Below are 12,440 nucleotides of genomic sequence, written 5' to 3' on the forward strand. Positions count from 1 at the left end.
CATTGAAATTATTATCAATTCAAGAGTTATCGACACGCGTGGTGCTGGTGGCGGCTGTCTTTCTGACGGCGTGTGCGGCACCGCCTGAGCAAAGCTCCGAAACGGCCCCCGCGATCACCCCGAGCGAGCCCTTAGCCGTAAAACCTCCGCCTGCAACCAATCCGCCAAAACCGGCAACGGCCGCTGCGGTCCAAACGGAAGATAACAAGCCCGCCCAAAAAGCATCTCCAGCGCCGCCCGCTGATAAGGACTATGCTGCCTTGGTGCCAAAAGGAAATCGCGATCCTGGAACATTGGTAGGACTAAAGCCGGATCGCCTGATTGAAATATTGGGGCCGCCCGGGTTTCGTCGCGCCGACGCGCCCGCTGAAATTTGGCAATATCGATACGGCGGGTGCGTGCTGAATTTAATTCTGTATGAAACCGGCAAGAATAAAACCCTGAACGTTTCGCACTACACCATCCGCTCGGTCGCGGAAAAAAATATCTCCGATTGGAATTGTCTTTTAGGCCTTCTCATTGATCGCCAAAAAAAGTTGGACGGCGTTAGTTAAGTCTTTGCCTTATACCGGCAGAGCTCCCGCACCACACAGACAGGACAATCCGGCTTTCGCGCCTTACAAACGTACCGGCCATGCAGAATGAGCCAATGATGAGCATGGCGTTTCCATTTTGCCGGTGTGCGTTTTTCTAGTTTTTTCTCGACTTCAAGCGGTGTCTTTCCAGGGGCGAGACCTGTCCGATTGCCGATCCGAAATAAATGCGTATCGACAGCAATGGTCGGTTCGCCGAAAGCAATGTTCAGGACAACATTGGCCGTCTTTCGACCGACCCCGGGTAATTCTTCCAAGGCCGCACGCGTTTGCGGTACGTCGCTGGCGTGCTTTTCAACCAGCATTTGGCTGAGTTTGATGACGTTCTTAGCCTTGGTGTTATAGAGACCAATGGTCTTGATATAGTCCTTCAGCCGAGTCTCGCCCAAAGCCACCATCTTTTCCGGCGTATCGACCACTTTAAACAAAGGGCCACAGGCCTTATTGACACCGACATCAGTCGCCTGCGCCGACAACACCACCGCAACTAAAAGGGTATAGGGATTAACATAATTTAGTTCGCCCTTGGGTTCTGGCCGCTCCGCCGCCAATCGCGCATAGAATTCGTCTATATCCGATTTTTTCATGCTTTCGATTTCTCTCGAGATTGCGTTGTTTTCCACGCTACAATATTTGTCATGCCAAAACAGCAACAACAAACACTGCCTTTAAAGATCCGGTTTCAAACCGTTCTGCGGCCACACCGGAGCGCGTCGGCTAAGACCATCAACACCCTCATTTATATCATGGCCGGGTTATGGGCGATCGTCGCATTGGGGTTTTCAAGCGTAGGGGCATGGCCTGTGACGGGGTTCCTGGGCCTGGATGTTGTGCTTTTGTATTTCGCCCTGCATTGGAACAACCGGACGGGTCGGGCCTATGAGTGCATCGATTTGACGGAAGATACCCTGACCATCGAAAAGATCGACCCTTGGGGTCACCATCAAAGCTGGTCGTTTCAGCCCTATTGGTTGCGGGTGGAATTGGCCAAGATACAAGGCCAGACTCAACTCGCCCTTCGGTCTCATGGGGAGTCTCTTACGATTGGCGCATTTCTGACCCATGACGAACGGAAAAATCTAGCGCTTACGCTACGTCACGAACTGGCAGTCCTAATGGGCTGCGGTCCAAATCCGGTAAGCGATTAGACCCTATTCAAACCCCAAGACATCGCGCATGGAATAAAGCCCCGGTGCCTTGCCTTCCGCCCACAGGGCCGCCCGCACAGCACCCCGAGCAAAGACTTCGCGTGATCCAGCTTTGTGGGAAATTTCAATGCGTTCGCCAGCCCCTGCTAGAATGACCGTATGATCGCCGACCACATCGCCGCCGCGAAGGGTGGCAAAGCCAATGTCGCCGGTTTTTCTCGGTCCCGTAATACCGTCGCGAACCCGTTGTGAGACTGAATCTAGATCTACGTTGCGACCATCAGCTGCTGCCTGACCTAAAGCCAAAGCCGTTCCTGAAGGCGCATCGACTTTATGTCGGTGATGTATTTCAACAATTTCGATATCGTAGTCGTCACCCAAAACCGCTGCTGCCTGACGGGTGAGTCCGATCAACAAATTCACACCAACGCTCATGTTTGCGGCTTGAACGAGCGCCGTGGAGTCTGCGGCCTGCTTGAGAACTTCCTGCTGAACGCCATTCAGGCCCGTGGTGCCGACGACATGTATTGTGCCGGACCGGGCCGCCATCTGGGCATGGGCTATTGTTGCCTCAGGTTGGGTAAAGTCGATCACTGCATCAGAGGCGGCGATCAAGGCTTCCGCATCGTCGGTGACCAAAACACCTGCCAATTCAGCACCACTCAGGCCAGCAACATCCTTGCCCAAGCTTGGGTTTCCCGGTTGCTCCGTGCCGCCCGCAAGCTCACACCCTTCGGTCTTTAAGACTTCCTGAACCAGCATTTGGCCCATTCGACCAGCGCATCCAACGATACCAATTTTCATCATATTCCCCTAACAACGAGGGTTACGTTCAGTCAGTTATATCTTCCCAAAGTTCTTTTACCTTAGAGAAAAATCCATGCGATTCGGGACTTTGTGTTTCTACTTCACTATCAGAGGCGAATTGCTTCATCAGTTCTTTTTGCTCTTTGGTCAGATTGACCGGCGTTTCGACAATGGCTTGAACGAACATATCACCCCGGGAAGCTGACCGTAAAACGGTCATGCCTTTATCTTTCAGGCGAAATTGATGCCCGGTCTGAGTACCTGCCGGAATTGTAATCCGCGCTCGGGTGCCCTCGACCGTCGGCACCTCTATGGTGCCACCTAAAACTGCTGAGGTCATTGGGATCGGAACACGGCAGTAGATATTGGCGCCATCGCGTTGAAAAATCCGATGCGGTTGAATGCTCAAAAATATATAAAGATCGCCCGATGGTGCACCGCGCAGGCCCGCTTCGCCTTCGCCTGACAATCGAATGCGTGTGCCGTCTTCAACACCCTTGGGAATATCGACCGAAAGATTTTTCTGGCGCTGCTCTCGGCCGGCACCTGAGCAACGACCACAAGGTTCGCGGATCACTTCGCCAACGCCACCACACGCAGGGCAGGTCTGCTCCACCGTGAAGAACCCGGACTGTCGACGCACACGTCCGTGCCCTTGGCATGTGCCGCACGATACTGGGGCGGCACCACCGGCTGATCCTGATCCTTTACATTCGCCACACGCAACAGAGGTCATGACCTCTATTTCAGTTTTCTTTCCCTTAAAGGCATCTTCGATGGAGACTTCTAAGTTATAGCGAAGATCGGACCCGCGGCCGGCATTTCGTTGACCCTGACGACCGCCGCCACCGCCCATGAAATCACCGAACATTTCATCGAAGATATCGGCAAAGCCTGATCCGAACCCGTGTTCGAATCCGGCACCGCCCCCTGGGCCGCCTTGTTCAAAGGCTGCATGACCATAACGGTCATAGGCCGCACGTTTTTCATCATCACTGAGAATGCTGTAGGCTTCGGATACTTCTTTAAAGCGTTTTTCGGCGTCCTTGTCATCCGGATTACGGTCCGGATGACATTCCATGGCCAGCTTACGGTAGGCCTTTTTCAGAGCCGCCGCATCGACGTCTTTCGGAACCCCCAACGCTTCGTAATAATCTTCTTTGGCCATTTAAACGCCCGACTCGCCTGCAAATTTATAGGAACATGCCGGCGTGGTGCGATGAAGCAACCAGCCGGCAGTGTCCGTTATTATGTCCCACTTTTGACGCCAAGACTAACCGTCTTTCTTAGCCTCTTCGTCACTGCCAGCATCGCTACTTTCAGCATTGGGATTTACTTCTTCAAATTCAGCATCAACCACGGTTGCGCCGTCATCTTCAGCCGACTTGTCGCCATTACTTTCGGATGCCGCCGCGTCGCCCGCTTCTGCCTCTTGTGCTGCCTCTGCTTCTTCCTGGCTCGCCTTATACATGGCTTCGCCCAGCTTCATGGAGGCTTGGGTTAGGGCTTCGGTTTTAGCCGTGATGGCTTCAACGTCGTCACCTTCCATCGCTTCGCGCAACTCTTTAATGCCGGTTTCAATGGCCGCTTTGTCTTCTTCGGAGACCTTATCGCCGTATTCAGCCAAGTTCTTTTCGCAGGTATGAACAAGACCGTCTGCATTGTTACGCGCCTCAACCGAATCGCGCTTTTGCTTGTCGTCATCGGCGTGCTGTTCGGCTTCTTGGACCATGCGATCAATATCATCATCAGACAATCCGCCTGAGGCTTGAATCCTGATTTGCTGTTCCTTACCGGTCGCCTTGTCTTTTGCCGAGACGTTAACGATGCCGTTGGCGTCAATGTCGAAGGTCACTTCAATCTGAGGAATGCCCCGCTGTGAAGGCGGAATACCAACCAGATCAAATTGGCCAAGGACTTTGTTGTCCGCCGCCATTTCCCGTTCGCCCTGGAAGACCCGAATCGTCACGGCTGTTTGATTGTCTTCAGCGGTGGAGAACACTTGGCTCTTCCGTGTTGGGATGGTGGTATTACGTTCAATCAAACGGGTGAACACGCCGCCCAAGGTCTCAATACCCAGTGACAACGGTGTTACATCCAACAGCAGGACGTCTTTGACATCACCCTTCAAAACACCGCCCTGAATGGCAGCACCTAAGGCGACCACTTCGTCCGGGTTAACACCTTTGTGCGGATCACGACCGAAGAAATCTTTCACTGTATCGGCGATCTTCGGCATCCGCGTCATACCGCCAACGAGAATAACTTCACCGACTTCACCTGCCGCCAAGCCTGCGTCTTTCAGGGCTTTTTTGCAGGGTTCAATCGTGCGTTGGATCAAGTCGTCAACCAGCGCTTCTAGTTTTGCCCGGGTGAGCTTGATGTTTAGGTGCTTGGGCCCGGCCTGATCGGCGGTAATAAACGGCAGATTAATCTCGGTCTGCATGGCACTCGACAGTTCGATTTTTGCTTTTTCGGCTTCTTCCTTAAGCCTTTGCAGCGCCAGCTTGTCTTCGCGGAGATCGATGCTGTTATCTTTTTTGAATTCATCGGCCAAGTAATCGACGATCCGCCGGTCGAAATCTTCACCGCCGAGGAAAGTATCACCATTGGTCGAACGGACTTCGAACACACCGTCGCCGATTTCCAAGATGGATACGTCGAACGTACCGCCACCGAGATCATAAACCACGATGGTGCCTGAATTCTTTTTCTCTAATCCATAAGCCAAGGCCGCAGCCGTCGGCTCATTGATAATCCGCAGCACTTCCAGGCCGGCGATTTTACCTGCGTCTTTCGTTGCTTGGCGCTGAGAATCGTTGAAATATGCTGGGACTGTAATGACAGCCTGATCCACATCTTCGCCAAGATAGCTCTCGGCGGTTTCTTTCATTTTTTGTAAAATGAAGGCGCTGATCTGGCTCGGGCTATACTTTTTACCGTCGGCCTCTACCCATGCGTCGCCATTGTCACCTCCGACGATATCATAGGGAACCATTTCTTTATCTTTTTCGACAATCTGATCGTCCATACGACGACCAATTAAACGCTTAATAGAATAAAGTGTGTTGCCTGGGTTGGTGACCGCTTGACGCTTAGCCGACTGACCGACAAGCCGTTCGCCGGAATCTGTAAACGCCACCATTGACGGCGTGGTCCGAAAACCTTCCGCGTTCTCGATCACTTTGGAATCTTTACCATCCATTACGGCGACACAGGAATTCGTTGTTCCCAGATCAATACCAATTACTTTGCTCATATTATCCTCACTTCTCGCGACAGGTTTCCATGACCGTTGAGCATCATGATGAACCCTTTTAAATTAATTTAGGCCATTACTGTACGGTGATAATCAGGTCCGAACAGCAGTGTTCGGGCGTTATATAGGTTGGACTCAAAGACCGCGCAACCATGATGGTCATAATTTTGCCATATGTCTTAATTTTTATCTTCGCAAGGCCCGACGGATGGACGGCTAATGAAAAACCTTGCTGGATTCATGTGTAGTTGTAATGATTTATTTTAAAAACAATGGTTTATATGTATTTGTTAATTTATTAACTTAGATATATTCCAACCCATATTAAATTCATTTCGGTATCAACCGCCTAGAGTTCTTCGTCCAAATTAGAGCCCGCAGTCCCGCCTTTGTTCTCATAAGCCGAAGCGGAGGCTTTTTTGCCTATTTCTTGGCCTGCTTCGTCCGTTTTCTCTGCGCTAGGGGCTTGTTTAGGTCCCCCCTTCGAAATTCCGACCTTTGAGGGTCGCAACAATCGATCATGCAGAATGTAACCCGTCTGCATCACCTGAACCACTGTGCCGTGGGGTTTTTCCGGATCTTCTACTTCAAAAAGTGCCTCGTGAAGGTTGTGATCGAAGGGTTTTCCCAATGCGTCAATCGTTTGAACTTTATAACGCTCAAACGTATTCAGCATTTCCCGTTCGGTCATTTCGATCCCGACGGCAAGGTTCTCTACCCCTTCATCATTTTTCCGCGTTTCTTCATCTACGCTGTCGAGCGCCCGGCGGAGGTTATCCGCAACCCCCACGATATCACGCGCAAATCCAGAGATCGCGTACTTGGATGCTTCGGACTTGTCCCGTTCGGCGCGACGGCGGATGTTTTCCACGTCCGCAAGCGCGCGCAGCAATTTGTCCTTTAGGTCGGCGGTCTCTTCTTCCAGTTCAATGATCCGTGCTTCCGGTTCAACATCGTCTTCGGCAAACGGTCCGTCATCTTCCACATCTACGTCGAGTCCAAGGGCAGCGGCGGCGGCTTCTTCGTTATCGAGACCTTCCGCGTCTAGTTGTTCTTCGTCATCATTTACGGGGTCGTTCAAGGGATTTTCATCAATCACAGGCATTTCGCCATCTGTCTCCAATAAAAAGTAAGCTATCCGATTAATCGGCCAACGAGATCAGCCGTATAATCCACCATGGGTATAATTCGCGAATAGTTCATGCGCGTCGGACCAATCACGCCAATGGCACCGACAATTTGTTGGTTACTATTGCGGTACGGCCCGACAATCAAGGAACAACCGGCCAAACCGAACAACTGATTGTCAGAGCCAATGAAGATTTGCACCCCTTCTGCAGTATCCGCAAGGGAGAGCAAATTCAGTAAAGTCTCTTTAGTTTCAAGGGCTTCAAATAGGGATCTAATGTGTTCCAGGTCCGCCGCGGCGTTAACATCGTCAAGCAAATTAGCCTGACCCTTCACGATCAACGAGCCATTGCGTTCACCGCCAGCCCACACTGCAAGACCTGAGGCAACAACCCGGGTCGTCAGCTCATCCAATTGGACGCGATGAGATTCCAGCTCCTGCATGATCTCTTCGTAGGTGTCGCTCAACGTCCGGCCGACAAGTCGAGCACTGAGATAATTGCTGGCTTCAACCAGAGCCGATGGCGGAATGTCTGCAGGAATTTCGATGATCCTATTCTCGACAACGCCGCTTTCGGTCACCATCACAACGAGACCCCGCCCGGGGCTCAGGGATACAAGCTCAATATGGCGCAGTGGACTTTCCGTCTTCGGCGCCATCACCAAACCGGCGCAGTGGGATAATCCTGAGAGCACCGTGGTGGCCTCACTCAGCAATCCCTCAACCGTGGAGCCCGCGTCAGAACATTTCCCTTCGATGCTTTGACGTTCCTGGTCCGTTAGATTGCCGACTTCCAAAATGCCATCAACGAATAGGCGCAATCCGGCTTCCGTCGGCAGCCGACCGGCGGACGTATGCGGCGCGAACAACAATCCCATCGCCTCCAGATCCGACATAACATTGCGGATGGTAGCAGGAGAAACCGAAATATTCAGCCGTTGGGCAAGTGTGCGCGACCCCACCGGTTCGCCGGTTTCGACATAAGAATCGACAATCTTGCTAAATATTTCTCGCGAACGGACGTCGAGTTCAAAGTTCATCGTGGTGGTACCAAGCCTACTATAGGAATCACCCCCCGAATTTAGGTACGGACGTTGGCCACGTCAACGGGGCCTTTACCGTAACCTTTATCCCTGGAACCTTTACCCCTGGGGCGCAAGCGAGTAGCTTGGCGCCGCTTACACTTAAGGAGACCATGAATGAGACCATCCGGACGCAACCTTGATCAATTACGGGCCGTTAGCCTGGAACCTGGCTTTAGTAAATATGCCGAGGGGTCCTGCTTGATTAGATTTGGCGACACCCACGTGCTCTGCGCTGCCAGCGTCGATGAGACCGTGCCCCGGTGGATGCGCGGATCAGGAAAGGGCTGGGTTACGGCCGAATACGGCATGTTGCCAAGATCGACCCACACGCGCACAAACCGCGAGGCCGCACGTGGCGCACAATCTGGAAGAACGCAAGAAATTCAACGCCTTATAGGAAGAAGTTTGCGTGCAATTACGGACATGAAAGCGCTGGGTGAGATGCAAATCAAGGTCGACTGCGACGTCTTGCAAGCCGATGGCGGCACGCGTACGGCGTCAATTACCGGCGCGTATGTCGCCTTGCATCTGGCCTGTCAGCGGATGGTGGACCTTGGTGTTCTCGAAACCATTCCATTAAGCGACCAAGTCGCGGCAGTTTCCTGCGGGCTCTATAAGGGTTCGGCTGTGCTTGATCTGGATTACGACGAAGACAGCAACGCCGAGGCTGACGCCAATTTCGTCCTCACCGGCAAGGGGGGAATTGTCGAAATTCAAGGCACGGCGGAGGAAGACCCCTTTTCCGAAGAGCAGTTCTTGGCGCTGATGGGACTCGCCAAAAAAGGTGTGACCGAACTTTCAGCACTACAACGAGACGTGTTGGGGCTGGACTAGTACCCACTATCAAAAATAGGTGTAATACGTGATCGTTTTTCAGGCTCCCTCGGTAGGATGTGATGCGCAGGCGATACTTGCGTATCGTCAAGCGTTACAGACACCCCGAGGGAGCCTGAAAAACGACCGTTTCGGCGGCCTCCCGAACTCCCTGGCCGCGTCGCGAGGCCCTCGTGATGCACAAGCATCACGTCGGCCCCCGCTCCTAACCAGGGAATTCGGGAGGCCGTCACGTGTCACACCTATTTATGATAGTGGGTACTAAGGTTATGGCGCGACGGTTCGAAGGCGGCAAACTTGTGATCGCCAGTCACAACCCCGGCAAGGTCCGCGAAATTCAAGCCCTGTTGGAACCGTTTGGCGCAGAGGTAATTTCGGCTGCGGAGCTAGGGTTGCCTGAACCTGAAGAAACCGGCGATACCTTTATCGCCAACGCCGAACTTAAAGCCCATGCGGCCGCCATTGGGGCGAGCCTTCCTGCCCTATCTGATGATTCCGGAATTGTTGTTCATGGCCTAGGCGGTGAGCCGGGTATTTATTCCGCGCGCTGGGCCGGACCTTCGAAAGATTTCGGTCCCGCCATGGAGCGGGTGTGGAAAGGCCTTGAAAACGTTGATGACAAATCCGCACACTTCACCAGCGCCCTCTCACTTTGTTGGCCCGATGGTCATACGGAAAATTTTGAAGGTTATATTTACGGCACGATCGTTTATCCGCCGCGCGGCGATAACGGTTTCGGGTATGATCCGATCTTTCAGCCTGAGGGGTATGAGCTAACCTTCGGCGAACTGGAAAATCACGTTAAGTATGGAATTAGTCATCGTTTTCAAGCATTTGAGCAACTCGTAGCCGCCTGCTTTAAATCCTGATGGGAGAGGCGCTGTGACCGCCCCCCTCGCTATTTACCTTCACTGGCCCTTCTGCGAACGGGTTTGCCCGTATTGCGACTTCAATGTGCGCACGGCGGAAGACGTCGATCAAACTCGTTGGCGGGATGCTTTTTTAAGAGAAGCCGCACACTTCGCTGCCGAATTTTCGGACCGAACAATCAGCAGTATATTCTTCGGCGGTGGCACGCCTTCGCTCATGGAGCCGGGTACAGTCGCCGGTATCATTTCGGGTATTCAGGATCTCTGGACAGTTTCTGAGTCGCTAGAGGTTTCCATCGAATCAAATGTTTCCCCAGCGGAAGCAAAAAAGTTTGAAGCCTTCCGAAGTGCTGGCGTGAATCGTCTTTCGCTAGGCGTTCAATCCCTGGACGATGATGCGCTAAAATTTTTGGGTCGGGAGCACACCGCCACCGATGCAATTGCCGCCCTCGACCATGGCAAAAATTTGTTCCCGATGGTGTCCATTGATCTGATTTATGCGCGACCCGGTCAAGCGGTCCCGGCTTGGCAGGACGAACTGACGCAAGCGCTCGAACAAGGCATTGATCATCTTTCACTGTATCAATTGACCATTGAGCCGGGTACGCCATTTGCGCAGAAAAAAGTTGAGCCCGCCGAAGAAGACTTGGCCGCCAGCCTCTATGAAACAACAAATGCTGTCCTGGAAGCAGCAGACTTGCCAGCCTACGAGGTTTCTAATCACGCCCGCCCCGGCCACCAATGCCGCCACAATCTGACTTATTGGCAAGGTGGCGATTATGTTGGGCTGGGACCGGGCGCCCATGGACGCCTGACCCAGGGTCAAACTAATGCGCTCTATCAAATTCATACACCAGGCCGATGGCTTGATGCTGTAGAATCCCGCAATCATGGCACCGCACGACGCACGGCACTCACTGAAACTGAGCGCCGGGAAGAGCTTATCATGCTCGGGCTTAGAAAGACCGAAGGTATTGATGCAGAACGTTTTTTAGAACTAACAGGAAGTTCGTTAGAGGTTGCCTTAGACAAAAATAAGCTGGAAGACTTGAGCCAAGGGGGGTTCGTGGTTGTAGACCAGAATGGCCTCAGGACAACCCCTGCTGGACGGCAGCGGCTCAATGCGATTCTTGGACATTTATTGACCTAATATAAAGGCTGCCTAATTCAGGGGTGGATCAAAAGAAGCCGGGGCTTCATCAATAACCTTTGATCCCCGATGGGTCAGCTGCAAGACAGCAAGGCCACGTTCCGCGACACCTTGGGGTAAAAACCGGAAAATGCCATCCCGACCGGCAAAGCCACTGGACGCAGTTATCGCGTCTTCGCTGAAATTCGGGCCGTCTTTCGCTCGCGCCAACACTGCGGCCAACGCCCCTGCATCGTAGGCCAATGTCGCCAAGCGGTGTGGATTTAGTCCATACATTTCCTTGTATTGACGGATAAAGTCAGCACGCGCCGTCGGCGGCGGTGCTGCATACCATCCACCAACCAGGGCCGGTTCCGCCCCTAGACCGGACGCATCCCATTGGCCCGTTCCCAACATCTTAATTTTCGCCGGATCAATATCAAAAAACGGCAGCAACGCAGCGATCGCCTGCAAGCGCTTGCCGCCCGCCGGTAACAACAATGCATCGAACGGTAGGTTGCCTAATGTCTGAAGTTTCTCCAGACGCTTTAGCGCACGCAGCGCAATTTCATCGCCGCGGGCTTTTAGTTCCTTCCGCTGATAAACGAGAGCCCCACGGCGTGATCCGTAATTCGCAAGTTCGCGCACCACAGGCGTGTAATCTTCCGCAAGCGGGTCGTAATATTTTACCTGGGTGACAGCAACGCCAAGCTGATCCGCAATCAACTCAAGCGCGCTGATGATCGCTGTTCCATAATCGTTGTCCGGAACCAACGCGGCGAAGCGCTGATGGCCCTTGGTATGGGCGTAGGTAATAATGCGGTCCACTTCTGCGCTCGGCAAAAAACCCATGGTGTAGGTGCCAAGACCGGCAACGGTCCGGTCACTGGAAAAACCAAGCACGGGAACATTCGCAGCTCGAGCATGCGGTGAAATTGCCTTAACCGATGCGGATAACAACGGTCCCAAAATAAGCTCTGCCCCATCACCAATTGCGAGGGCTGCCGCTTCTACCGCTCCCTCTGGAGTGCCTTTTGTGTCTTGTGGCAACAGCTCGAATCCTTCGGCAGCAAAGGCAAAGATCGCCAACTGGGTCGCGTTTAACATGGCTTTGCCAACAGCCGCATTCGGGCCCGACAACGGCAACAACAGTGCCACGCGAACGGCCCCCTCTGCTGGAGGTGGCGGAGGTGGCGACTGATTTTGATAGGTTTGTTCTTCATCGATGGTCCCGGTTGAACGGGTCAATAAAGGAACAAACGACGGACCTTTTTGTACTTCCGGGGCGCTGGGCACAGAGGGAGCGTTATACCCCGGCGGCAAATCCGAACCTGTTAATGTATTTCCAGCACCTGATGGTGGCGGTGGCGGTGGCACAGAAGACCGGGGCCGCGTGATGATCGCTGGGGGCGGGGGCGGTGCCGGACGCGGTGCTGTTTCAACTGCGACCGTCGGATGAGGGGATTCTTTCGATGCCTGCTGCCCCGGACGTGTTTTCTGGGTCGGAGTTGGGGCTGAGCCACCATCCATGACTGAATTTAGTTGCTTCCACCCGGGTAATTCTGAAGACTTACAGCCGGACAATAA

At 53.1% G+C, this 12,440-nt stretch carries 12 protein-coding genes; 5 read left to right on the forward strand and 7 right to left on the reverse strand.

Annotation, left to right across the window (positions count from 1 at the left end; all coding sequences use genetic code 11):
• Positions 1-2: 2 nt before the first annotated feature.
• On the forward strand, positions 3-554 hold the full coding sequence (locus HOM51_12025; protein MBT5035234.1) for a hypothetical protein: 552 nt from the start codon (positions 3-5) through the stop codon (positions 552-554).
• On the opposite strand, the gene nth is transcribed toward HOM51_12025, so the two are convergent.
• Entirely contained in the window at positions 551-1,180 is a 630-nt protein-coding gene (gene nth, locus HOM51_12030; GenBank protein ID MBT5035235.1) for an endonuclease III, read from the reverse strand. The genes HOM51_12025 and nth overlap by 4 nt on opposite strands.
• Positions 1,181-1,231: 51 nt before the next feature.
• Between nth and HOM51_12035 the strand changes: the two genes are divergently transcribed.
• The gene (locus HOM51_12035) at positions 1,232-1,741 is read left to right on the forward strand and encodes a DUF2244 domain-containing protein (protein ID MBT5035236.1); all 510 of its coding nucleotides are present in this window, start codon (positions 1,232-1,234) and stop codon (positions 1,739-1,741) included.
• A 3-nt stretch (positions 1,742-1,744) separates the two neighbouring features.
• Here HOM51_12035 and HOM51_12040 read toward each other — a convergent pair whose 3' ends face one another.
• The 5 genes from HOM51_12040 to hrcA all read right to left on the reverse strand — a co-directional run bounded on the left by HOM51_12040 (position 1,745) and on the right by hrcA (position 7,976).
• On the reverse strand, positions 1,745-2,545 hold the full coding sequence (locus tag HOM51_12040; protein ID MBT5035237.1) for a 4-hydroxy-tetrahydrodipicolinate reductase: 801 nt from the start codon (positions 2,543-2,545) through the stop codon (positions 1,745-1,747).
• A 28-nt stretch (positions 2,546-2,573) separates the two neighbouring features.
• A complete protein-coding gene (gene dnaJ / locus HOM51_12045; protein MBT5035238.1) occupies positions 2,574-3,716 on the reverse strand; it encodes a molecular chaperone DnaJ in 1,143 nt (380 codons plus the stop codon).
• A gap of 105 nt (positions 3,717-3,821) precedes the next feature.
• Positions 3,822-5,807 (reverse strand): molecular chaperone DnaK, encoded by a 1,986-nt coding sequence (gene dnaK, locus HOM51_12050; GenBank protein MBT5035239.1) that lies wholly within the window; start codon positions 5,805-5,807, stop codon positions 3,822-3,824.
• A gap of 349 nt (positions 5,808-6,156) precedes the next feature.
• Positions 6,157-6,912: a nucleotide exchange factor GrpE gene (gene grpE, locus HOM51_12055; GenBank protein MBT5035240.1), complete on the reverse strand. Its 756-nt coding sequence runs from the start codon at positions 6,910-6,912 to the stop codon at positions 6,157-6,159.
• A 29-nt stretch (positions 6,913-6,941) separates the two neighbouring features.
• Complete coding sequence (gene hrcA, locus HOM51_12060; protein MBT5035241.1) at positions 6,942-7,976, reverse strand: heat-inducible transcriptional repressor HrcA; 1,035 nt, start codon at positions 7,974-7,976, stop codon at positions 6,942-6,944.
• Positions 7,977-8,135: 159 nt separating this feature from the next.
• On the opposite strand from hrcA, the gene rph reads away from it, so the two are divergent.
• From rph to HOM51_12075, 3 genes are all read left to right on the forward strand, one after another.
• Entirely contained in the window at positions 8,136-8,855 is a 720-nt protein-coding gene (rph, locus tag HOM51_12065; protein ID MBT5035242.1) for a ribonuclease PH, read from the forward strand.
• A 269-nt stretch (positions 8,856-9,124) separates the two neighbouring features.
• Positions 9,125-9,724: an RdgB/HAM1 family non-canonical purine NTP pyrophosphatase gene (gene rdgB, locus HOM51_12070; GenBank protein ID MBT5035243.1), complete on the forward strand. Its 600-nt coding sequence runs from the start codon at positions 9,125-9,127 to the stop codon at positions 9,722-9,724.
• Between the two features lie 13 nt (positions 9,725-9,737).
• A complete protein-coding gene (locus HOM51_12075; protein MBT5035244.1) occupies positions 9,738-10,874 on the forward strand; it encodes a coproporphyrinogen III oxidase in 1,137 nt (378 codons plus the stop codon).
• A 12-nt stretch (positions 10,875-10,886) separates the two neighbouring features.
• On the opposite strand, the gene HOM51_12080 is transcribed toward HOM51_12075, so the two are convergent.
• On the reverse strand, positions 10,887-12,440 hold a 1,554-nt coding region (locus tag HOM51_12080), incomplete at its 5' end, for a penicillin-binding protein activator (protein MBT5035245.1).

The sequence above is a fragment of the Rhodospirillaceae bacterium genome (assembly GCA_018660465.1).
Lineage (GTDB): Bacteria > Pseudomonadota > Alphaproteobacteria > Rhodospirillales > JABJKH01 > JABJKH01.

What these genes read in the sequence shown, in the direction of transcription:
- dnaJ (MBT5035238.1), bottom strand. Translation starts at nt 3,716, where the DNA reads ATGGCCAAAGAAGATTATTACGAAGCGTTGGGGGTTCCGAAAGACGTC.
- HOM51_12040 (MBT5035237.1), bottom strand. Translation starts at nt 2,545, where the DNA reads ATGAAAATTGGTATCGTTGGATGCGCTGGTCGAATGGGCCAAATGCTG.
- hrcA (MBT5035241.1), bottom strand. Translation starts at nt 7,976, where the DNA reads ATGAACTTTGAACTCGACGTCCGTTCGCGAGAAATATTTAGCAAGATT.
- grpE (MBT5035240.1), bottom strand. Translation starts at nt 6,912, where the DNA reads ATGCCTGTGATTGATGAAAATCCCTTGAACGACCCCGTAAATGATGAC.
- rph (MBT5035242.1), top strand. Translation starts at nt 8,136, where the DNA reads ATGAGACCATCCGGACGCAACCTTGATCAATTACGGGCCGTTAGCCTG.
- HOM51_12035 (MBT5035236.1), top strand. Translation starts at nt 1,232, where the DNA reads ATGCCAAAACAGCAACAACAAACACTGCCTTTAAAGATCCGGTTTCAA.
- nth (MBT5035235.1), bottom strand. Translation starts at nt 1,180, where the DNA reads ATGAAAAAATCGGATATAGACGAATTCTATGCGCGATTGGCGGCGGAG.
- dnaK (MBT5035239.1), bottom strand. Translation starts at nt 5,807, where the DNA reads ATGAGCAAAGTAATTGGTATTGATCTGGGAACAACGAATTCCTGTGTC.
- rdgB (MBT5035243.1), top strand. Translation starts at nt 9,125, where the DNA reads ATGGCGCGACGGTTCGAAGGCGGCAAACTTGTGATCGCCAGTCACAAC.